20 protein-coding genes are annotated in these 20,634 nt (G+C 51.4%); 15 read left to right on the top strand and 5 right to left on the bottom strand.

The window, feature by feature from the left end; translation table 11 throughout:
- Positions 1-74 precede the first annotated feature (74 nt).
- Entirely contained in the window at positions 75-1,373 is a 1,299-nt protein-coding gene (locus E5987_RS00860) for a tryptophan--tRNA ligase (protein ID WP_160334191.1), read from the top strand.
- On the opposite strand, the gene E5987_RS00855 is transcribed toward E5987_RS00860, so the two are convergent.
- Positions 1,351-1,944: a 5-formyltetrahydrofolate cyclo-ligase gene (locus E5987_RS00855; protein WP_160334190.1), complete on the bottom strand. Its 594-nt coding sequence runs from the start codon at positions 1,942-1,944 to the stop codon at positions 1,351-1,353. The two genes, E5987_RS00860 and E5987_RS00855, sit on opposite strands and share 23 nt — an antisense overlap.
- 20 nt (positions 1,945-1,964) lie before the next feature.
- On the opposite strand from E5987_RS00855, the gene E5987_RS13255 reads away from it, so the two are divergent.
- Positions 1,965-3,071 (top strand): tRNA nucleotidyltransferase/poly(A) polymerase-related protein, encoded by a 1,107-nt coding sequence (locus tag E5987_RS13255; RefSeq protein ID WP_160334189.1) that lies wholly within the window; start codon positions 1,965-1,967, stop codon positions 3,069-3,071.
- On the opposite strand, the gene E5987_RS00845 is transcribed toward E5987_RS13255, so the two are convergent.
- On the bottom strand, positions 3,045-3,236 hold the full coding sequence (locus E5987_RS00845; RefSeq protein WP_160334188.1) for a DUF2905 domain-containing protein: 192 nt from the start codon (positions 3,234-3,236) through the stop codon (positions 3,045-3,047). The two genes, E5987_RS13255 and E5987_RS00845, sit on opposite strands and share 27 nt — an antisense overlap.
- Before the next feature lie 55 nt (positions 3,237-3,291).
- Here E5987_RS00845 and E5987_RS00840 point away from each other — a divergent pair, with 55 nt between their 5' ends.
- The 4 genes from E5987_RS00840 to E5987_RS00825 all read left to right on the top strand — a co-directional run bounded on the left by E5987_RS00840 (position 3,292) and on the right by E5987_RS00825 (position 5,627).
- On the top strand, positions 3,292-3,681 hold the full coding sequence (locus E5987_RS00840; RefSeq protein WP_160334187.1) for a dihydroneopterin aldolase: 390 nt from the start codon (positions 3,292-3,294) through the stop codon (positions 3,679-3,681).
- Entirely contained in the window at positions 3,681-4,541 is an 861-nt protein-coding gene (gene ttcA / locus E5987_RS00835) for a tRNA 2-thiocytidine(32) synthetase TtcA (RefSeq protein WP_237178669.1), read from the top strand. Before E5987_RS00840 ends, ttcA begins: the two co-directional genes overlap by 1 nt.
- Before the next feature lie 152 nt (positions 4,542-4,693).
- Complete coding sequence (locus tag E5987_RS00830; RefSeq protein WP_160334186.1) at positions 4,694-5,149, top strand: CBS domain-containing protein; 456 nt, start codon at positions 4,694-4,696, stop codon at positions 5,147-5,149.
- Positions 5,150-5,159: 10 nt separating this feature from the next.
- Positions 5,160-5,627, top strand: a complete 468-nt coding sequence (locus E5987_RS00825; RefSeq protein WP_160334185.1) for a YbhB/YbcL family Raf kinase inhibitor-like protein — start codon at positions 5,160-5,162, stop codon at positions 5,625-5,627.
- Between the two features lie 112 nt (positions 5,628-5,739).
- On the opposite strand, the gene ppk2 is transcribed toward E5987_RS00825, so the two are convergent.
- Positions 5,740-6,927, bottom strand: a complete 1,188-nt coding sequence (gene ppk2 / locus E5987_RS00820; protein WP_160334184.1) for a polyphosphate kinase 2 — start codon at positions 6,925-6,927, stop codon at positions 5,740-5,742.
- Between the two features lie 46 nt (positions 6,928-6,973).
- On the bottom strand, positions 6,974-7,882 hold the full coding sequence (rsmI, locus tag E5987_RS00815; RefSeq protein ID WP_160334183.1) for a 16S rRNA (cytidine(1402)-2'-O)-methyltransferase: 909 nt from the start codon (positions 7,880-7,882) through the stop codon (positions 6,974-6,976).
- Between the two features lies 1 nt (position 7,883).
- On the opposite strand from rsmI, the gene E5987_RS00810 reads away from it, so the two are divergent.
- The 9 genes from E5987_RS00810 to hydF all read left to right on the top strand — a co-directional run bounded on the left by E5987_RS00810 (position 7,884) and on the right by hydF (position 18,882).
- Positions 7,884-9,035: a type 1 periplasmic-binding domain-containing protein gene (locus E5987_RS00810; protein WP_160334182.1), complete on the top strand. Its 1,152-nt coding sequence runs from the start codon at positions 7,884-7,886 to the stop codon at positions 9,033-9,035.
- A complete protein-coding gene (locus E5987_RS00805; protein WP_160334181.1) occupies positions 9,032-10,861 on the top strand; it encodes an ATP-binding cassette domain-containing protein in 1,830 nt (609 codons plus the stop codon). Before E5987_RS00810 ends, E5987_RS00805 begins: the two co-directional genes overlap by 4 nt.
- A gap of 67 nt (positions 10,862-10,928) precedes the next feature.
- Positions 10,929-11,480 carry a hypothetical protein gene (locus E5987_RS00800; protein ID WP_160334180.1) on the top strand — a complete coding sequence of 184 codons (552 nt, stop codon included), beginning with the start codon at positions 10,929-10,931 and terminating at the stop codon, positions 11,478-11,480.
- Positions 11,481-11,675: 195 nt separating this feature from the next.
- Positions 11,676-13,544, top strand: coding sequence for an AMP-dependent synthetase/ligase (locus E5987_RS00795; RefSeq protein WP_160334179.1), 1,869 nt, complete (start codon positions 11,676-11,678; stop codon positions 13,542-13,544).
- A gap of 32 nt (positions 13,545-13,576) precedes the next feature.
- Complete coding sequence (locus E5987_RS00790; RefSeq protein ID WP_202074505.1) at positions 13,577-14,920, top strand: coproporphyrinogen III oxidase family protein; 1,344 nt, start codon at positions 13,577-13,579, stop codon at positions 14,918-14,920.
- Between the two features lie 233 nt (positions 14,921-15,153).
- Positions 15,154-16,506 (top strand): [Fe-Fe] hydrogenase large subunit C-terminal domain-containing protein, encoded by a 1,353-nt coding sequence (locus E5987_RS00785; protein ID WP_160334178.1) that lies wholly within the window; start codon positions 15,154-15,156, stop codon positions 16,504-16,506.
- Between the two features lie 16 nt (positions 16,507-16,522).
- Positions 16,523-16,873: an iron hydrogenase small subunit gene (locus E5987_RS00780; RefSeq protein WP_160334177.1), complete on the top strand. Its 351-nt coding sequence runs from the start codon at positions 16,523-16,525 to the stop codon at positions 16,871-16,873.
- Positions 16,866-17,558, top strand: coding sequence for a cytochrome b/b6 domain-containing protein (locus tag E5987_RS00775; protein ID WP_160334176.1), 693 nt, complete (start codon positions 16,866-16,868; stop codon positions 17,556-17,558). Before E5987_RS00780 ends, E5987_RS00775 begins: the two co-directional genes overlap by 8 nt.
- Positions 17,559-17,652: 94 nt before the next feature.
- Positions 17,653-18,882, top strand: coding sequence for a [FeFe] hydrogenase H-cluster maturation GTPase HydF (hydF, locus tag E5987_RS00770; RefSeq protein ID WP_160334175.1), 1,230 nt, complete (start codon positions 17,653-17,655; stop codon positions 18,880-18,882).
- Between the two features lie 20 nt (positions 18,883-18,902).
- Here the strand turns inward: hydF and E5987_RS00765 are convergent, their stop codons facing one another.
- Positions 18,903-20,531, bottom strand: a complete 1,629-nt coding sequence (locus E5987_RS00765) for a peptide chain release factor 3 (RefSeq protein ID WP_160334174.1) — start codon at positions 20,529-20,531, stop codon at positions 18,903-18,905.
- Between the last annotated feature and the right edge of the window lie 103 nt (positions 20,532-20,634).

Here is a 20,634-nt window from a genome sequence, read left to right as displayed (position 1 = left end):
CCTCTTTCTGTTTTAGCGAACAACTAATTAAAATCCAACTATTCAGTGAAACAGATCGAAGTAAGGAAAGATCGATGACAGTACGAGTTTTAACAGGTGTTACGCCAAGTGGTACTCTTCATTTGGGCAACTATGTGGGCTGTATTCGTCCCGCGATTCAAAAGAGTCTTGCAGCCGGTACGGAGAGTTTTTATTTTCTTTCTGATTACCACGCCCTGATCAAGACGATCGAGGATCCGGATCGAATTGAAAAGAGCCGTATTCAGATTGCCGCTACATGGCTTGCCTGCGGTCTTGATCCGAATCGCGTTCACTTTTATCGACAGAGCGATCTGCCGGAAACTTTGGAATTGGACTGGATTCTTAACTGTCTGACTTCCAAAGGGCTGATGAATCGTGCGCATGCATATAAGGCCAAGGTTGAAGCGAATGAACGCGACGGAGAAGATCCCGACAATAATGTCACAATGGGTCTTTTCTGCTATCCGATTCTGATGGCGGCCGACATTCTGATTTTCAAAGCAAATTTGATTCCGGTCGGAAGAGATCAGATTCAGCACATTGAAATGTGCCGTGATATTGCCGCTCGCTTTAACATGCTTTACGGCAATGGCAAAGAAATCCTTCCGCTGCCCGAGGCGCTGATTGACGAGGAGGTCGCGGTTCTTCCTGGTCTTGACGGGCGCAAGATGAGCAAGAGTTATGACAATGTCATTCCTTTGTTTGAGGGCGGAGAGAAGGCGCTGAAAGAAGCGATTATGAAAGTGGTCACGGATTCCAAACTTCCGGGCGAGCCGAAGGATCCGGATTCCACATCGCTGACTCAGCTCTATGAGGCGTTCGCGACGCATGAAGAGCGTGAGGCGTTCCGCAAGGCGCTTCGTGAAGGGTTGAGCTGGGGAGAGGCCAAAGAGATCGTTTTTAACACAATTAACGGTGAAATCGGTCCTATGCGCGAAAAATATGAAATGTATATGCGGGAGCCGGAAGTCGTAGAGAAGATTCTTATCGAAGGCGTGGAGAGGATTCGTCCGATGGCCAGAGAACTCGTCGCTCAGGTGCGTGAGGCGGTCGGCCTGAGAGCATTCCGAGCTCTTGAAAATAAAGCGAAAAAAGTTAAGACGCGCAAGGGCAAGTGTGTGGTGAAGCAGTATCGGGAGAAAGACGGACTCTTTTACTTCAAGCTGGTTGATGCCAGCGGAAATCTTCTGGTGACAGCGGGAGGCCTTGCTTCCGGCAAGGAGACCGGAGCGCTGGTTAAGCAGTTTAAGGCTCAGGGAATGGCGGCGCTGACTGGCGTCTTTAATGAACTTGCCGAGTCGGTTTCCGAGCAGCAGGTGCAGGAAGCGCTTAGAGAGCTTGCGGAGGAATAGTGTGAAGAGGTGCTGCTTTGACGGCACCTTTTTCCGTAATGATCCAGTCCATTGCGGCATCGAACGGTTCCGTCTGAAACTGCGCGGCGGCAAACTGTGAAAAGCAGATCCCGACGGTTAACGGGCGCGGATCGGCCTTTTGGAGATAGCGGTCATAGAAACCGCCTCCGTAGCCGAGGCGGTGCCCGAGAGGATCGACGCCGACGCATGGGACCAGCAGAAGATCCGGAGCGGCGCACTCCGTGTTTTGCGGCTCGGGAATTCCAAATTTCCCCTGAATCAGCTTCTGCTGCGGCAGCCATTGGCGGAAAATCATTTCTTTGCCGACCGTGACAGGAAGGTAAAGTTTTAGCCCGCTTTTCTCAGCGCTCAGTCGAAGGGCAGCCGGCCGAATATCGGGTTCGCTTCCGATAGGATAGAAGAGTCCGATGGTTTGAGTCGTCGCCCGGCTCAGCCAATCTGCTGCGGACTGACAAAGTTCGGCATTAAGTTCGGCCCACCGGTTTGATTTTTTAAGTGTGTTTCTCTGTTCGAGCAGTGCGGCGCGGACAGTTTTCTTATTTGACAGCATAGGATTCGACAGAGTTCGGAATGAAAAAATATATTGTAGGCGGCTGGGTACGGGATAAGCTTCTTCAGGAAAGAGGCTTTGCGGTTCGGCCCTCCGATCGTGACTGGGTTGTCATCGGAGCGACGCCCGAGGAAATGATCTGTCAGGGCTATACGCCCGTGGGCAAAGACTTTCCCGTTTTTTTGCATCCGAAAACTCATGAAGAATACGCCTTGGCGAGAACAGAACGCAAGAGCGGCAATGGTTATAAGGGCTTTGTGTTTTATACGGCGCCGAACGTCACTTTGGAGCAGGACTTGTATCGGCGCGATCTTACTGTCAATGCTATCGCGATGGATGAGAACGGGCATGTGACCGATCCTTACGGCGGCTGCCGGGATTTGGAGGCAAAAGTGCTTCGAAACGTCAGCGACGCGTTCAAAGAGGATCCGGTTCGAGTTCTGCGCGCGGCGCGCTTTGCTGCGAAGCTGCCGGATTTCACGATCGCCGACGAGACGAAGCGCCTGCTCAGATCCATCGTTGAAAGCGGAGAGACGGACTATCTCGTGGCCGAGCGTGTCGGGCGGGAACTCATGAAAGCGCTGCATGAGGCAAAGCCTTCACGATTCTTTGAGGTTTTGAAAGACTGCGGTTATCTCTCAAGCTCCTTTCCCAAGTGGCGTCTGACATCTAAGACGATGGATCTGACTGATGCGGCAGATGACTCCTATACAGAGTCGGAGCGCTTCGCGCTGCTTTTTCTCGACACAGATCCGAGCGCTCTTGGAGAGATCTTTAAGCTTTTACGCGTCTCTTCAGAAAATGAGGACTTGGCGTTGCAGTTTAGTCGAACGCTTCATGGCGCCGAGCTTCGAAGCGGTTCTGCAGAGGAGGTGCTCGAGTCGTTAAAGCGAAAGGACGCACTGCGCCGTCCCAAGCGTTTTGCTTCTCTGATGAAGCTCTTGGAGAGCGCTTCGGCCATAAAGGATCAGGCGTTTTGGCTGGGCGCCGCTGAGGCGCTTATGAGTGTGGATATGAAGGCCGCGGCAGAGGTGGCAGAGGATAGAAAGGAAATCCCGCAGGCGATTCGTGCGGCTTCTTTGAAGGCAATTGAAGCTTACTTAAAGGAATTTGCCGATCAGCATTAAGACAACTGCGATCAGCATGGTACTGGCAATAGGAATCTGAATCTTTCTGCCGAAAACAGAAAGATTCAAGTCGCCCGGCAGTTTTCCAATGCCGAGTTTTTGAAGCCAGGGGATTGCTGAGGTCAGAACGCAGAGCCCGATAAAAATAGTTAATATCCATCGCATAGTTAGATTTTACACATCCGTGCAGTGAGGACATCCTGTGGTTTTCGACAATTTAATGTTCAGCGGACAGCTGAGAAAAGTCATCATAAAGAATTACATTGCTCAGGCCCAAATCGGTGTTTATGAACATGAGAAAAACAAAGTCCAGAAAGTAAGATTCAATGTTGATCTTTATGTGCGAAAGGCGCCGGGGATTCCTCGTGAATTCAGCGAGGTATACAACTATGACTTAGTTCCCCAGGTGATTGAAAAGACAATAGCGCGTGGGCATTTTGATCTTCAGGAAACGCTGATCGGGGAGATTGCCCGAGAGTTGCTGAAGGATCAGGAAGTTGCTGCGCTGCGCATCCGAAGTGAAAAACTTGAGGTATATCCGAATGCGGAGTCGGCGGGGATAGAGGAGTTTTTTGTGCAGGATGATTCGCAGAGACCGAAGGAGTGCTGATGGGAGCCGAAGAATTTCAGAAAGTAGAGTTTAAAGAGTCCGAGGGCGGACAGGAAGATAAACCGGCGCGTCTCTCGTTTGAGAACCGAAAGCTCGAGAAGCGTCTGGTGCGTCTTTGCGCCAAGGCCATTACCGACTTCAACCTGATTGAGGACGGTGACAAAGTTATGGTGTGCATCTCAGGCGGCAAGGACAGCTATGCGCTGCTTGACGCTCTGATTCGTCTTCGCGGCAGAGCGCCGATACACTTTGATCTGCTTGCGTTCAGTCTGAATCAGCATCTTCCGGATTTTCCGCTGGATCGGCTGAAAGCCCATTTGGAAAAGAGCGGTGTTCCTTATCACATTGAGGATCAGGATACTTTTTCGATTGTGAAGTCGAAATATCCGGGCAGTAGGAATCTGTGTTCTTTGTGTTCCCGTCTGAGACGCGGCATTATCTACCGGGTAGCGCGTGAGCAGAAGTGTACAAAGATTGCGCTTGGTCATCATATGGACGATGTGGTCAGCACGCTGATGCTGAATATGTTTTACGGCGGGCGGCTGAAAGCGATGCCGCCGAAGCTTTTAAGCGACGCGAAGGAGCATATTGTCATTCGTCCGCTGATTTATTTAAGAGAAAAGGATTTAGCCCGCTGGTGCCGTGTCAATGGTTATGACGTTATTCCGAAGATGTGCGGCGCTGATGACGTCTGCCGTCGTGAAATGAAGGCGATTATCGAGCGAATGGATCGGCAGACGCCGGGTCGGGTGGAAAACATCTTTAGAAGTCTTACCCGTGTCGCTCCGTCGCATCTGGTAGATGAAAACCTGTTTGACTTTAAGGATCTCAAAGCGTCTCCTTTTGAGGACGAACAATAGAGAAACCAAGTCGATGAGAAGCCTTTTGCTGTCGGGTTGCTGACTGTCGCTACTTGCGTGAGAGGCGCTGTCTCTTTGCTAAACTAAAAATGAGACATAGAGTTTATTTGAGAAGCCGGGTTCTAAACCGGTTGATTTGATTAGAGGTACAAATGAGAGCTCGCTCATTAAAGATTATTGACTTGGCGGTGCATCATGTCGCAACGATTGCTGCCGGAACTCCGCTTTTAAATGCGGCAAAGGAAATGCGTTCGCAGCATGTCGGCAGTTTAGTCGTTGTTGATAAAGACTATCATCCCCTTGGCATGCTGACTGACCGCGACATTACTCTGGAAGTCGTTGCGCTGGAAAAAGATGTTCAGGCCCTTAGTGTGGATGACGTGATGAGTTCTCCGGTCTGCACCGCCAACTCCAATGAAACAGTGGTTGACGCGCTTGCCCGCATGAGAGAGCAGGGCATTCGCCGCCTTCCGGTGGTTGACGACAACGGACGTCTCTGCGGGATTGTGACGGCCAACAATATTGTGGAAGAAATCTCCGAACAGCTTGACAGCGTGGTTCGTGCGGTTAAGTCTTCCAAGACAAGAGAACAGGCTCAGCGCCCGTAAGAAGGACGATATGCTGATCAGCAGTCCCAACTTCAGCAACGGCGGGATGATCCCTCGAAAATTCACTCAGCAGGGAGAAGATATTTCTCCTGCGATTGAGATTACGGATTTGCCTGAGGGAGCCAAATCGATCGTTCTGGTCTGCATGGATCCGGATGCGCCGGATCCGCAGGCGCCGAAGCGGACATTTATCCATTGGATTGTCTACAACCTGCCGGCGGTTCCGCTGTATCTTCCTGAAGGAGCCGACCCAAAGGTGCTTTATCCCAATTGTTTTCAGGGACTGAACGACCGTGGGAAAGTGGGCTATATAGGGCCTAAGCCGCCGATTGGAATACACCGCTATTATTTCAAAGCGTTTGCGGCGGACTGCTGGCTGAAGTTTGAAAAGACGCCCTCGCTCAAAGAGATCTACTACAGTCTGGACGGTCGTGTCGTGGCCATGGCGGAATACATGGGACGCTACAAGCTGCTGTAAAGCAGATCTGTTTATGATCAAGCCGCGTACTGCGGCTTTTGCTGTTTTTAGACAATAAAAAAGACCGCAGTGCAGTGACGGTGCGGTCTTTTATTTTTAGAGACAAAGAGGCTTATTTGCCTTTCTTCTTTGAATCTCTCTGCACGCCGACGAGGCTGTTGCTAAGCTGAAGAAGGATATCGCTGTGCTCACCCTTTTCGTAGATGGTGTTGGCTCGGCCGAGGATTAACGGATCGATGGCGCCGATCGCGTCAAGATCCTTGTCGGTGTAGGGCAGTGAGTGCAGAACATAGCGCATCGCGTTCAGGCGTGCGCGTTTTTTATCGTCACTCTTAATGACGGTCCAGGGAGCGGCGACCGTGTCGGTGTTCAGGAACATCGCTTCTTTGGCTTTTGTGTAGTCGTCCCATTTATCGAGGGAGGCCATATCGATCGGAGAGAGCTTCCAGCGCTTGAGCGGATGAACCTGGCGCTCTTTGAAGCGTCTTCTCTGTTCTTTACGGCTGACGGAGAACCAGAACTTAATCAGATAAATACCGCTTCTTGTAAGAAAACGCTCAAATTCCGGGCATTCTCTCATGAACTCGAGGTATTGTTCATCGGTGCAGAAGCCCATAACGCGTTCTACGCCGGCGCGGTTATACCAGGAACGGTCAAAAAGGACGATTTCGCCGGCGGTCGGCAGATGCGGAACGTAGCGCTGGAAGTACCACTGACCAAGTTCTCTCTCAGTCGGTTTTTCCAGAGCGATCACGCGTGCGCCGCGGGGATTCAGGTGCTCCATGAAGCGGCGGATTGTGCCGCCTTTGCCTGCAGCATCGCGTCCTTCAAAGAGGATTACAACGCGCTGTCCGGTTTCCTTAACCCAAGTCTGCAGCTTGAGAAGTTCGACCTGAAGAAGATACTTTTCTTTTTCGTAGAGCTTGCGGCTCATGCGGTTTTTGTACGGATAGCCGCCGTTTTTCCAGTCTTCGTTCAGTTCGTTCTCGCTAACGACAGGTTCAGGCTTGGAAGAGGCGTCTTTAACTTTCTCACGCTGCACCAGAGCCTTGAGAATCGCTTTGCGGTCGGCAGGAGCTTCTCCGTCGAGAATCGAGATCAGAGCCGCCATTTCATGCTCATTGGCGGCGGCCGTCATTTGTTTGGTGACGTAAGTTTCGGCTTCGGCCTCTGAGGTGATCGGAGAAGACGTGATTCCTTCGATCTCTGTCTGGAAAGGATCTTTCTCGTCAGCTTCCGGCTGAACGGCAGCCTGCTGGTTCGGTTCGGGTGTCTCGACCTTGTTCTTCTTACTGGACATTTAACATCTCCTTCTGCAGAAATTCCGTCCTGACCGCTCGCGACGGTTAAGAGGAATTTTTCTTGCTCAATATATAGTTATAGATAATTTTTTTGGATAAACCGGAAATCTTACTGGCAACTGCCGCAAGCTGTCCAGTTGGAAGCAGCGGAATAAGGTTATCCAACCATTCTCTAAGCTCCTGGCTTAACTCCTCTTCGGTATTTTTCTCTTCCGCATTTACTAAAACTACATACTCTCCTCTAGGCTCATGATGCTTTGACCAGTCAGTCAATTCGGAAGCGGTTAATGATTCGATATTTTCGAATTTTTTTGTCAGTTCTCTTGCGATGGCGATTTTTCTCTGCGCGGGAACATTTTCGGCGAGTTCTTCCGCGAGTTTAAGGATACGGTGCGGCGCTTCGTAGAGGATGAATGTGCGTCCGCCGGAAACGAGTTTGGCGATTTCGTCCCGACGTTCCTTTTTACCGCCGTGAAGGAAGCCGTGGAAAACGAAGCCCTCAGGCGCCATACCGGCAGCGGACATGGCCGTGACAACGGCACTTGCGCCCGGAACCGGAATGACGCGATAGCCGTGCTCACGAACAATTGCGACGCTTTTTGAGCCGGGGTCCGAGACTGCGGGCGTGCCCGCGTCCGTCACCAGTGCGACTCTCAGTCCCTGAGAGAGGTACTCGAGGATTTTTTCCGTTCCTTCATGCTCGTTGTGCTGGTGCACTGGGAAGAGCCGTCCCTGTATATTAAACTTCTCAAGTAATTTCTTAGTTTCTCGGGTGTCTTCAGCCGCGATGAAATCTGCCTGAGAGAGCGTCCAAAGCGCTCTCAGCGTGATGTCGCCGAGATTGCCGATTGGCAGTCCTACGATATAAAGGGCCGGAGCGGGAAGATCCTGAGATGCAAGAGAAATGCTGTCGAGTATTTTTTCAATTTCGAAGCAAGGTTTCGAGGAGTCCATTTTGACCTCATTGGTTAGATGCCGTTTAATTAGCTTAACTGCTGTCCTGGCGGTTTCCTTATCGATGAATGCCGTCGCTCAGGAAAGTTCAGGCTCTGCGCACACGGATGAAGCGGTGCAGAGACAGAAAGTGGCATTGATTGTATCGCCGAAGGGCAGCCCTTTGTGGCAGGCTACGACCCCTTTGCGGGCAGGTATCCGGGCAGCCTACGAGCGAGTAAAGGATAAGTATGAGCTGGTGGAGTTCACTTTGAGTGAACCGTCGGCCGTACGTGATGTTTTAAACTCCGCTGCGGACGCAGGCGCGATGCTTGCGATCGGTCCGGTTTCAAAGCCGGCGGTGCAGGCGGTTTCAGAGCTTAGTTATCTTCCTCTCCCGGTGGTCGCGATTAATCGAGCGCACACGGAGCGCGTCCCCGAGCTGATGCTCACGCTGGACATGTCGGTTGAAAGCGAAGCCGAGCAGCTGGTTAAGATCGCGCTTGAGAACACTGCTTCGGAGCAGAACGCGGCAAAGAGTTTTGTGATTTTCACGACTGGCAGCGATTATGACGACAAGCTTGCCCGAACAATTGAGCGAGAGCTTGCAAAGTCCGGCGTGTCCGCTGAACGCCGAAGTATTTCCCCTGAGCAGCTGAGTTATCTTCGTCAGGAAATGCGCGGAAAGAGCTTCCGAGGCGTTTTCTTTGCGATGAGCGCACAGCAGGCAAGTCTTTTAAGGCCCTATATTCCGCCGGAACTTCCCGTATTCGGAACAACGTACACAAGTCCTCTGCATCTGCAGGATCGTATGCAGGCAAAGACCCAAGCCAATGATCTTGTCGGCATGGTTACGCTTGAACTTCCCGCAGAAACAAAACTTCCGCTCTCGTCCTACTCCGGTTATATGAAGGTGTACGACAAGATGAGTCAGGAAGAGCGGCAGATGTTTGCCGTGGGCATTGATGCCTGGCAGGTTGGAGAGCAATGGCTGAAGTGGGCCAAAGATTTTTCATTCTCGGAAAGCATGAGCGGCAGACTGACCTATTCCGGTGAAGACGGACAGCGTGTTATTCGTCAGCTTGACAAGGCGGTGGTGAATCCTTCGAAGACCGGTTCCGCGGAAGAAGATTTAGTGCAGTTCACCGAAGATGCCGGAGATGCAGGATTATGAGTCTGATCTCGATATTGCAGGCTCACCTGGCCTGGGGGGACAAGCCTCTTCTTGATTCTGTCGATCTGACGGTTGAAGAAGGGCAGAGAATCGGATTGATCGGACGAAACGGGACAGGAAAAAGCTCCCTGATGAAAGTGCTTGCCGGGCTGGAGAAACTTGACGACGGAACGCTTCACATACAAAACGGTTTAAACGCGGTTTATGTGGAACAGGAACCCTTTTTTCCTGAGGCTCCGACGCTGATGGAGTCGCTTGTTCTTCGCGGCCGCTTTGATGACATTGCCGACAGTAAATACCGTTGGCAGCTGCAGAGCAGATTATCGGAATATCTGCATCGCTTCGGTCTGGATGAAAATGCGGATCTGTCCAAGGCATCAGGCGGAGAGAAGAAAAAAGCGGCGCTTGCGCTGGCGTTTTCCCTTGAGCCGGATCTTCTTCTGCTGGATGAACCAACCAACCATTTGGATATTGACGCGATCGAGCTGCTTGAAGAGATTATTCTTTCCGAGTTTAAAAAATCCCGCTCACTGGTAACGGTTACGCATGACCGAGCCTTTTTGAACCGTATCGTTGACTCTATATGGGAGCTTGATCGAGGCGTTGTGCGCCGCTATCCCGGAAATTTCGAAGAATACCAGACGCGCAAAGCGGCCGAGCTTGCGGACGAAGAGAAGGCGCGTCAGAACTTTGACAAAGTGTGGTCGCAGGAAGAGGCTTGGATTCGCCGAGGCATTGAAGCGCGGCGCACGCGCAATGAAGGCCGCGTCAGACGGCTTGAAAAGATGCGTGTTGAACGAGAAAACCGCAGAGACCGTTTGGGTGTGGTTGATCTGAACATCGACGCAGGTGAGCGAAGCGGCAAAATCGTTGCCGAATTGACTGACGTTTATAAGAGTTACGGCGGCCGCTGCCTGATTAATGATCTGACCATGCGCGTGATGCGCGGCGATAAGCTCGGACTGCTCGGACCCAATGGGGTTGGAAAGAGTACGCTGATTAAAATTATTCTCGGGCAGGTTGCTCCGGATGAGGGCACGGTCAAACCCGGAACCAATCTCCAAGTCGCCTATTTTGATCAGCTTCGAACGGAACTGGATCCGGATAAAACGCTTCAGGAGACGGTTTCGCCGGGCTCCGACTGGGTTGAAGTCGGCGGAGTGAAAAAGCACATTGTCGGCTACCTCGGGGATTTTCTCTTCCCACCGCATCGAATGAACGTCAAAGTCGGCAGTCTCTCAGGCGGTGAACGCAACAGACTGCTGCTTGCGAAACTGTTTGCCAAGCCGGCAAATCTTCTTGTGATGGACGAACCGACCAATGACTTGGATATTGAATCCGTCGAGATGCTTGAGGATACGCTGAGCAGTTATCCCGGTACCGTACTGATTGTGTCTCACGATCGGCAGTTCATGGATAACGTCGCTACGTTTGCGATTGCGCCGGACAAGAACGGCAAGTGGACCTCGTATGCGGGCGGCTATGAAGAATGGCTGCGCTGGCGGGCAAAAGAGGGGAAAGAAGAGAAGAAGACGGAAGCGGCAAAAGAGGCTCCGAAAGAAAAGTCTGTTAAGCCGAAACGGCAGCCCAAGGGCGGATTGACCTATAAGGAGAGACAGGCTTTGGAGGCGCTGCCCGCGGAAATTGAAGCGCTTGAGACACGGCAGAACGAGCTGATTGAACAAATGCAGTCCCCCGACTATGCCGCAAAGAGTGCGGAAGACAAACTGAAGCTTGGGGACGAACTTACGGATGTCGGCAGCTGTCTTGAGCAGAAGTATCAGCTCTGGGAGCAGTTGGAAGAAAAACAATCTCTTGCAAAATAATTTGAGATTTTCGGGCTGATAAAGTCCAAACTATTCGTATAGAACAGAAGCAAAAGAGGAGGTCTCTATGAAATCTAAATTATTAAAAGGGGTCTTTACCGCTTCCATCATGTGTCTTGTATTGAGCGGATCGCTTGCTGATGCTCGTCCCGGCGGCCCCGGCCACGGCGGTCCGGGCTTCCGTCCCGGTCCTCCTCCCGGAGGTCCCGGTTTTCGACCGGCCCCTCCGCCTCGCTATCACCACGGCGGACCCTGGCGCCACTTCGGCAGAGATGTCTTGGGCGGAGCTTTGACATTAGGGCTCGGACTCGGTGTGGCCGGAGCCATTAGCAATGCTTTGTCGCCCACGTATGTTGCGCCAAGCTATGTTCCTCCGGCTTATCCGGTCACTGCGGCCGTACCGACTTACACAGCACCAGTGGTGGCGCCTGTCGTGACCGCGCCGACGGTTATTCCGGCTCCGGTTGTGACTGCGCCTGTTGCAGCCCCGGCACCTGTTGTTGTTTCACCTGCGCCGTCGGGAAATACGATGTATTGGTGCCAGGCCAGCAAGAATTTTTATCCTTTCGTGACGGAGTGCAGCTCCGGCTGGGAGGTTAGGATTATGCCGGCCAATTAGCCGAAACATTCCTCTCTTGGAGAGCCGCGTTCAGCGGCTTTTTTATTGACCTTTGCCGGCAGACATCAAGCCGCACCCGCTTGATTGCGCATTTTTCGAAAAAAGAAGAAATTTTTTCGCTGCGGATTTGTTAGGGTAAACACGGATTTTTTACGTCGTTAAATACTTATTTTTATGTTTAGCCTAGCAGGTATTATGGGAGATAGTATCGTGACAGATAGCAAGGAAGAGCGAGCTAGGGCTCTTGACGGGTTAACAACACTGTGTGAATTTTTCCAGAATCGGGTCTGCAAAGGGCCTTCGGACGAGGCTTTACGGGAATTCAACAAATCGACAAAGGAATGGGTTTCCGTTACCTACAGCGAGCTTGGAGAAAAAGTTTTGAGCTGGCGCAAAGCTTTTGCCGCTCTCAACCTGAAGCGAGGCGATCGTGTCGCGATGCTTTTGCCCAACGGCGTCAATGCTGTTTGTTTTGACCAGGCGGCGATGGCCAATACTCTTGTCCCGGTCCCGCTGCACGCAATTGATACTCCCGCATCGAGCGCATATATTCTCCAGGACAGCGGCGCATCCGTTCTTGTCACCGACAAAGTTTCCAAGTGGGAAAAAATTAAAGAAGCCGGATTTGACCTTTCGGCGCTGAAGAAGGTCATCATTACCGATGATGAAGCGCCGTCAGGCGGTATGGTCAGCGCGCTTGCGGCCTGGCTTGCGTCGGCCTCTCAGAATGCCGATCTTCCGGACTCTCCGACCGAGCAGGATTTAGCCTGCATTGTGTACACCTCCGGAACGACCGGCAGACCCAAAGGCGTCATGCTGACACACAAAAACATTACGAGCAATGTTCGCTCTACGCTTGCTCACGTGAAGCCGGAAGTCGGTGATATCTTCCTCTCTTTTCTTCCTCTTTCCCATATGTTTGAGAGGACGGCGGGCTACTATCTCGCGCTGGCAACCGGCTCTACGATTGTTTTCAATCGATCGCTTCAGTACTTGGCGGAGGACTTCAGGATTGCCAAACCCAATGTTCTGATTTCCGTTCCCCGCGTATATGAGCGTATCTACGGAAAGCTCAATAAAGTGCTTTTGGATAAAGGTCCTGTCGCCAAGAAGGTTTTCGAAACGGCAGTGAACGCCGGCTGGAGAGTGTTCTGCAGAAAGAATCGAATTCGGGTGGCGTCGTCAGTGCCCCCGCTGATTGATTCAGTGACGAACAAACTGATCGGCGGGAAAATTTCCAGGACGCTTAAATCCCAGTTCGGCGGCCGTCTTCGTGTTGCGATCAGCGGCGGGGCATCTTTGAATCCGGAAGCGGCAAAAGTGTTTTGCGGACTCGGTCTTCCCGTCATTCAAGGTTACGGCATGACGGAGACTTCTCCGATTATCAGCGGAAATAACGTAACGGATAACGATCCGGCCACGGTTGGAAGAGCACTGAAGGATGTCGGAATTCGTTTAGGCGACAAGGACGAGATTCAAATTAAGGGCGACTTGGTGATGCGCGGATACTGGAATCGCGAAAAAGAGACCAAGGAAGCCTTTACGGAGGACGGCTGGCTGCACACAGGAGATCAGGGCCGTTTTGATGAGGACAGGCGTCTGAAAATTGTCGGCAGAATCAAAGAGATTATTGTGACGTCGACCGGTGAAAAGATTTCTCCGGTGGATATCGAGAGTGCGGTGGAAACGCTTCCTTTGGTGAACCAGTGCTATGCCGTAGGAGACGGGAAGCCCTATATTGGAGTATTGGTTTCCTTGGATTGCGAGCGGTGGAGCGCTCTTGCTTCTTCGCTGCATTTGGATCCGAAGGATCAGGTTTCGCTCACCGCAAGCAGCGCCAAGAGCGCGGTGCTTCAGCAGGTAAAAAAGGCCTGCAGGACCTTTCCGGCATACGCTGTGCCGCGAAATGTCACGCTTACGCTGGACGAGTGGACGATTGACAACGGTCTGCTGACACCGACGCTGAAGCTGAAGAGAAAGCCCATGAACGAAAAATACGGATCGCTGATTGATGACATGTATATGGGGGCCAAAAAAAGTTCACATGCCGCGAATAACCTATAATTCTCGGTCGAACTAACGTAGTAAGAGTCATCATGGAAAAATCAACGGAAACGATCCGCACTGCGTACAAAGGAAACGCAAAGCACGAGAAATCAGAAGCAATTGCACCGGGCTGGATGCTGAGGGCGACCGAAGCGGTCATGCAGTACTACCTGGACAAAAATCTGACTCTGGATCCCTGCATTCTTCAGGAGTTTCCCAAACCGCAGGAAGGTCATCAGTACATGATGTACGCGCACATTCCTTTCTGCAAGACGCTTTGCTCTTACTGCACATTCCATCGTTTTCTGTTTAAAGAATACAAAGCCCGTGAATACTTTGTGAACCTGCGCAAAGAGATACAGTCGGTTCATGACATGGGGTACAACTTTACTTCGCTTTATATTGGCGGCGGTACGACAACTGTTCTGATGGATGAGCTTGTTAAGACGATCGAGCTCACCCGTACGCTCTTTCCCGGCATCAAGGAGGTTTCCTGCGAGACGGATCCTCAGGTAATGGGCGATCCGTCCATTTCGATGCTTAAAGGATTAGTAGACCGCATGTCGATCGGTGTACAGAGCTTTGACGACGGAATTCTGAAGATGACCGAGCGTGATAAGTTCGGTACCGGCAAGCAGGTTTTCGACTACATCCAAAAGGCTCAGGAGCTTTTCCCGATCTGCAACGTTGACATGATCTTCGGTTTTCACGGACAGACCAACGAAGTTCTTCGTTCGGATTTAGCCAAACTGCTTGAGCTGTCGCCGCGTCAGATTACTACTTATCCTCTGATGGTGACGAGCCAGACAAAACGCAGCGTCAAGGACAAGATCGCAGCGCCCCCGGAAATTATGGCTGAGCAGTATCGAATTATTCTTGATACGCTCTGCCATGACTACACGCAGCTTTCAAGCTGGGCGTTCGGCAAGTCCAACAACGAGGGATTTGACGAATACGTTATCGATAACGACGAATATCTCGGCGTAGGCTCCGGAGCGTTTAGTTTTCTTGGTGACACGCTTTATGTGAATACATTCTCACTGAGACGCTATAACGAGCGCATCGGATCGGGAAGAAACGGTGTTGAAAGAAAGCGGACGTTTGATAAGTTCAATGTACTTCAGTATCGTCTTCTTTTAGGTCTTTTCGCAGGGCGTCTGAACCGCCGCTATTTCAAAGAAGTGCACGGCGTCAATCTGGATAGAGCTTTGTTTAAAGAAGTTCTGGGACTGAAGCTGGCAGGTGCCATTAAAGAGAATCCGGACGATCCCAACCAGTTTATTGTGACTGACAGAGGCAAACTGCTGGGACTGGTCATGATGAAAGATTTTTACTCGGCGATGGATAATATTCGCGCAGAACTGAGAAAACCTCTCAAAGAATCAGATATGTAAGACGAAATGTCCGATTAAGAGATATGTCTTATCGGATAAACCCTTATTTTCCCCATTTTCCAAGGGTAACTACCTAGACTTTACGTATTAGACCAATTGAGTCGATGTAACTCAGCCCGTAAACTGATGTATAAGGTTTTTATATTGGTCCGGCTGTCACTTTTGTGTACAGCGTAAACAAGAATTTTTCGGATCAAATTTTTATTTCCCATTTCAAGCTCTGGAGTTGAAAGATGGCTACTATGAACGTAGTGACTTTCCGTCCGCCGCAAGGCTGCCGCGGTGAAGACGGACCGGAATATCAGGGTAATTTCCGCAAAGGCGAACTGCGCGGGATTATTAAGATTAACAAAGACAACTGTGTCGGCTGCGATACATGCCGCAAATTCTGCCCGGTTGATGCGATTACCGGCGGTCTCGGCAGCATTCATAAGATTCGTGATGACGCATGCGTTAGCTGCGGACAGTGTCTGAGCGCATGTCCCTTCGGCGCGATTGAACAGATGTCCTTCGTCGAGGACGTTCTCAAGGTTTTGGACGATCCGAAGAAATTCGTGGTTGCTCACCCGTCTCCCGCGGTTCGCGTGGCGCTTGCTGAAGAATTCGGCGGCCAGCCCGGCGATCTCTGCACCGAGCAGATGCTTAACGCTTTCGAAAAAGCAGGTTTCACTGTTTACGACGTGAACCAGACCGCTGACCAGACTATTCTGGAAGAAGGTACGGAATTCATTAAGAAAGTCAGATACTGGTGCTTAGGCGAAAGAAGCCCTGAAGTGAACCAGATGGCTCATCATCCGCTGCCGCATTTCACCAGCTGTTGCCCCGGCTGGGTCAGAAACATGGAAATTAACTTCGCTTCTGCGATTCCTCATGTTTCCACAACTAAGAGCCCGGTTCAGATGGGCGGCGCGCTCGCCAAGAGCTGGGCTGCCAAGCACATTTGGAACAAGGATCCCCGCGATGTCGTGATGGTTGCTGTTACTCCCTGTACAGCCAAGATTTACGAAGCGAGCCGTCCTGAGTTTGTCGACGCATGGAAGTGGAACGTGGAACACGGCTATCTGCCCAAAGACACTCCCGCCTTCCCCGATATCGACTACAGTCTGACCACTCGTGATATCGCCGAACTTCTGCGCCGCAAAGGTATCAATCCGCTCACAATGCCCAAGACTCATGAAGTCAAGACAATGGAAAAATACACCGGTGCCGGGACGATTTTCGGCTGCTCCGGCGGTGTTATGGAAGCGGCTCTGCGTACAGCTTACGCAATTCTCTCTGGAGAAGAGCTCAAAGATCCGGACATCATCACAGTTCGCGGTATGAACAACTCCCTCGTTGAAGCCACTATTCCGATTCCTCTGAAAGCTCAGGGCGGAAAGATCTTCGAACTTCGCGTTGCGGTTGTAAACGGCGCGCTGCAGGATCTGCACAAAGTTATGAAGATTATCAACGAAGACAAGGATCGCTGGCACTTCATTGAAGTTATGAACTGCCCCGGCGGCTGTGTCAACGGCGGCGGTCAGCCGCTCCAGGGCGCCGGTTCCGCTTGGCTCGCTCCGACAACTCCGCTGCCTGTCAAACTCTAACTAGGGTGAATATCAAATGAGCAAATATCAATATACCGAACGTGATGTACCTGCCCTGTTAGGTCGTCGTGGATTCCTCAAGGTTATCGGTCTTTGTGCGGTCGCAGTTGTCGCTGCCGGCGCAGCGATCACGAAGCTGATCACTTCCAGAAATAAGGTGATTCTTGACCGTCAGGCCGGTTTGTATGCCGATGACAAGCGTCTTCAGAAGATGAAGCTGACTTCTTCTCATGAAAACGATGTTTGCTGGCAGGTTTATAAGGATATGAACGGTAAACCTGTTGAAGGCGAAATGTACAAACTCAACCATACGCACTACACACCGCGCTCTCAACTCGCTATGACGGAGGCCGAACATCATGTCTAACGCTGAAATGCAAGGCGCACGTATTCTGCGCTTCCACACTTCCGACAAAGTATTCCACTCTATCAACGCGATCTGCTGGTACGCTTTGTTCTTCACAGGCGCCATCGTTTACTTCGGTAACATGATGGGCAAGATCTCCGATGAAACAGCCAATCTTCTGATGGTTTGGCACATTTGGCTCGGCGGTCTGTTCACGCTGAACTTCATCGGCTATGTTCTGTTCGCTCCGGAACGCTTCGCAGTGACGATGAAGAACCTGCTCGAGTGGGACAAGAACACCATTCTTTGGTTCAGAAACTTCGGCGGCTATCCGCGTCGTTTCTTCAAGATCCCCTTCGGACCGGTTGAAGTTCCGCCCCAGGGCCGTTACAACGGCGGCCAGAAGATGAGCTATCTCATTTTCATCGCTGCGGTTGTTTACCTCATCGTCACCGGCTGGCTGCTTTGGATGGGTGCACCTCTTCTCGGTAAAACTGTCTTCTACTGGCTCTTCATGACCCACGTTTGGGGCAGCTTCATCGTGACAGCAATGGTCACCTGCGCTCATATTCCTCTGGCGCTCCTTTCCATGGAACACTTCAAAGGCATTTGGCGCATCGGTTCCGGCGACATCTCCTACGAGGCCGCCGAACACCACGCTCCCACATGGGTTCAGCGTGACGTTATCAAGGTCGTTGAGAAATAATTTCTCGTCGGATTGATTTCAAGAAAGGGGCTTCGGCCCCTTTTTTTATGGCTTTAATCTTTATACTGAAAGTTCTTCAAGCAAGGTGCTTATCATGGCAGAAATGAATCAGAGTCCCAGAGGGACACGAATTCACATCGGTTTGTTCGGCAGACGAAACGCCGGAAAGTCGAGTGTGATCAATGCGCTTACGAAACAGAAAATTGCGCTGGTCAGCGACATTGCTGGTACAACGACCGATCCTGTCTACAAAGCGATGGAACTACTGCCGCTTGGGCCGATCATGCTTATTGATACTGCGGGTATCGATGATGTCGGCGATTTAGGAAAGCTGCGCATCGGCAAGACGCGGGAAGTCATGACTAAGACAGATGTCGCGCTCATTGTGATGGATGCGGCAAACCCTTTTTCCGAATTCGAAGAAAAACTCATTGAAGAGTTCAAAAGACTGGGAACGCCTTATTTACTGGTTCTTAATAAGTGCGATACCGTGCCGTCTGCAGACGAGATTGCTGAGAAACTTCAGGCGGAGGTTAAAGAAGAATTCATAGTCGTCAGCGCGCTGAACAAAAGCGGCTTTGACCGACTTCGCTCGGCAATTCTCTCTGCGGCGCCGCGCGCTTTTGAAGACAGGCCGCTCATTCGGGACCTTTTGAACCCGGGCGATACCGTTGTGTTTTGCGTGCCGATCGACACAGCGGCGCCCAAGGGCAGACTTATTCTGCCTCAGGTTCAGGCGCTTAGAGACACTCTGGATGCCAACGCGAACGCGATTGTCGCAAAAGAAAACCTTATTGCCGCTCAGCTGGATAATCTGAAAACTCCGCCTGCCCTTGTCGTTACCGACAGTCAGGTGTTTGGCAAGGCTGCGAAAATCGTTCCTAAGGAAATTCCTCTAACATCTTTCTCGATCTTGATGGCAAGAAATAAGGGCGATCTGACAGGGCTTGTCGAAGGTGCCAAAGCGATTGAATCACTTAAACCGGGAGACAAAGTTCTGATCGCGGAAGCCTGTACGCATCAGTGTCAGGCTGAAGATATCGGACGTGTCAAAATTCCCGCCTGGCTGCAGGAGCATGTCGGCGGAGAGCTGTCTTTTGAATGGTATACCGGAGACTCATTTCCGGAAGATGTCAGCGACTATAAACTTGTGATTCACTGCGGCGCCTGCATGATCAACCGCAGAGCGATGCTTTCCAGACAGCGGCAGTGCAGAGAGGCAGGTGTGCCGATCGTGAACTACGGAGTTCTGATTGCGTATATAAAGGGAATACTGAAGCGCGTGCTTTCTCCCTTCCCGGAAGCACGGGAAGCGCTTTCGTAAAGGCTTCCCGGCAGATCGGATTAAATCGCAATATCCGTGTCGGTGTGTTTGAGCTTCTGACCGTGTTCTCGGGTGACGTGGAAAGTCACCTGAGGCCAGTGTTTCTGTGTGGTCTGAAGGTTGTATACGCTTGTCGCAAGGTACACCGGATTGCCTTCCGCGTCTTTTGCAAGGCGCAGAGCCTGTTCCCGCTCAAAATCTTTTTTCGTCTGTTCATCCGGGTATGTCAGCCAGCGGGCGGTTGAGATCGGAGTGTTTTCGTAGATAGCGTCGACGTTGTATTCGGTCGCCAGACGCTGAGCAACGATTTCAAACTGAAGTGCGCCGACCGCGCCGAGAAGAAGGTTGCCGAGTTCATCTTCGAACACCTGAATCGCGCCTTCTTCGCCGAGTTCTTTCAAGCCTTTATGAAGCTGTTTTGCTTTGAAAGGGTCTCTGGCGCGTGCGCTTCTGAACAATTCCGGAGCAAAGTAAGGAATACCGGTAAAGCCGAGTATTTCGCCTTGCGTTAGGGTGTCGCCGATGTGAAGCTGTCCGTGGTTATAGATACCGATAATATCTCCGGCAACAGCGTCGGTCATAAGGACACGGTCGTTGGCCATAAAGGTCAGAGCGTTAGGAATCTTCATATCCTTCTGTTCACGAACGTGGTAGACCTTCATGCCGGGTTTGTACTCGCCGGAGCAGACGCGGAAGAACGCGATGCGGTCACGATGTTTCGGATCCATATTGGCCTGAATCTTGAAGACGAAGCCGCTGAATTTGGCTTCATCCGGTTCAACCATGCGTTTGCCGGCATCACGAGGCTGCGGAGTCGGAGCCCAGCGAATGAGCGCGTCCAGGACGTCCTGCACACCGAAGTTATTGACACCGGAGCCGAAGAAGACAGGCGTTTGGTCACCGGCAAGGAAACGTTCCAAGGAGAAAGGTTCACTAGCGCCCTGAATGAGCTCGATGCTTTCTCTGACGTTCCCGATTTCCAGCGGGAACAGCTGATCGAGCCTCGGGTTATCCAGTCCCTCAATAACTTCGACATCGTCGCTAAGTTTCTCGCCGCCCGGAGTGAAACGGACAAGCTTATTGTCCAGAAGAGAGAACACACCTCGGAAAGTTTTTCCCATTCCAATCGGCCATGTAATCGGGGCACACTCGATTTTGAGGACGTTTTCAATTTCTCCGAGCAGATCGATCGGGTCCTGGACCTCGCGGTCCAGTTTATTGATGAACGTAATAATCGGAGTTTTACGCAGACGGCAAACTTCCAAAAGTTTAATTGTCTGCGCCTCCACGCCCTTGGCGGCATCGATAACCATGACTGCGCAGTCAACGGCGGTCAGTACTCGATAGGTATCTTCCGAGAAGTCCTCATGTCCCGGGGTATCGAGAAGATTGATTACGTGATCGTCGTACTCAAACTGCATAACGGAGCTGGTGACGGAAATACCGCGTTGTTTTTCAACTTCCATCCAGTCGCTCGTTGCATGACGGCCGGCTTTACGTCCCTTGACCGCACCTGCGAGCTGAATTGCTCCGCCGAAAAGAAGCAGCTTTTCGGTAAGAGTTGTTTTACCAGCGTCAGGGTGAGAAATAATCGCGAAGGTTCTTCTGCGTTTAATTTGTTTTTGCGTTTGAGAGCTCAGCTCCGGCATTTTGTTGTCCTGTTTATCGATAAGTCACGAATTTTACGTCAATTTTCGAAGAGCTCTATTATCGCACCGACGGAATTATTTATCTTCGTAACAGGAAAAGAAG

The organism is Parasutterella muris (assembly GCF_009767915.1).
GTDB lineage: Bacteria > Pseudomonadota > Gammaproteobacteria > Burkholderiales > Burkholderiaceae_F > Parasutterella > Parasutterella muris.
Note: the sequence above shows the minus strand (reverse complement) of the source record. Positions and strands in the feature narration are given on the sequence as shown.

What these genes read in the sequence shown, in the direction of transcription:
- E5987_RS00805 (WP_160334181.1), top strand. Translation starts at nt 9,032, where the DNA reads ATGAGTCTGATCTCGATATTGCAGGCTCACCTGGCCTGGGGGGACAAG.
- E5987_RS00785 (WP_160334178.1), top strand. Translation starts at nt 15,154, where the DNA reads ATGGCTACTATGAACGTAGTGACTTTCCGTCCGCCGCAAGGCTGCCGC.
- E5987_RS00780 (WP_160334177.1), top strand. Translation starts at nt 16,523, where the DNA reads ATGAGCAAATATCAATATACCGAACGTGATGTACCTGCCCTGTTAGGT.
- E5987_RS00765 (WP_160334174.1), bottom strand. Translation starts at nt 20,531, where the DNA reads ATGCCGGAGCTGAGCTCTCAAACGCAAAAACAAATTAAACGCAGAAGA.
- E5987_RS00775 (WP_160334176.1), top strand. Translation starts at nt 16,866, where the DNA reads ATGTCTAACGCTGAAATGCAAGGCGCACGTATTCTGCGCTTCCACACT.
- E5987_RS00790 (WP_202074505.1), top strand. Translation starts at nt 13,577, where the DNA reads ATGGAAAAATCAACGGAAACGATCCGCACTGCGTACAAAGGAAACGCA.
- E5987_RS00860 (WP_160334191.1), top strand. Translation starts at nt 75, where the DNA reads ATGACAGTACGAGTTTTAACAGGTGTTACGCCAAGTGGTACTCTTCAT.
- E5987_RS00855 (WP_160334190.1), bottom strand. Translation starts at nt 1,944, where the DNA reads ATGCTGTCAAATAAGAAAACTGTCCGCGCCGCACTGCTCGAACAGAGA.
- E5987_RS00830 (WP_160334186.1), top strand. Translation starts at nt 4,694, where the DNA reads ATGAGAGCTCGCTCATTAAAGATTATTGACTTGGCGGTGCATCATGTC.
- E5987_RS00795 (WP_160334179.1), top strand. Translation starts at nt 11,676, where the DNA reads ATGGGAGATAGTATCGTGACAGATAGCAAGGAAGAGCGAGCTAGGGCT.
- E5987_RS00800 (WP_160334180.1), top strand. Translation starts at nt 10,929, where the DNA reads ATGAAATCTAAATTATTAAAAGGGGTCTTTACCGCTTCCATCATGTGT.
- E5987_RS00825 (WP_160334185.1), top strand. Translation starts at nt 5,160, where the DNA reads ATGCTGATCAGCAGTCCCAACTTCAGCAACGGCGGGATGATCCCTCGA.
- rsmI (WP_160334183.1), bottom strand. Translation starts at nt 7,882, where the DNA reads ATGGACTCCTCGAAACCTTGCTTCGAAATTGAAAAAATACTCGACAGC.
- ttcA (WP_237178669.1), top strand. Translation starts at nt 3,681, where the DNA reads ATGGGAGCCGAAGAATTTCAGAAAGTAGAGTTTAAAGAGTCCGAGGGC.
- hydF (WP_160334175.1), top strand. Translation starts at nt 17,653, where the DNA reads ATGGCAGAAATGAATCAGAGTCCCAGAGGGACACGAATTCACATCGGT.
- ppk2 (WP_160334184.1), bottom strand. Translation starts at nt 6,927, where the DNA reads ATGTCCAGTAAGAAGAACAAGGTCGAGACACCCGAACCGAACCAGCAG.
- E5987_RS13255 (WP_160334189.1), top strand. Translation starts at nt 1,965, where the DNA reads ATGAAAAAATATATTGTAGGCGGCTGGGTACGGGATAAGCTTCTTCAG.
- E5987_RS00840 (WP_160334187.1), top strand. Translation starts at nt 3,292, where the DNA reads ATGTTCAGCGGACAGCTGAGAAAAGTCATCATAAAGAATTACATTGCT.
- E5987_RS00845 (WP_160334188.1), bottom strand. Translation starts at nt 3,236, where the DNA reads ATGCGATGGATATTAACTATTTTTATCGGGCTCTGCGTTCTGACCTCA.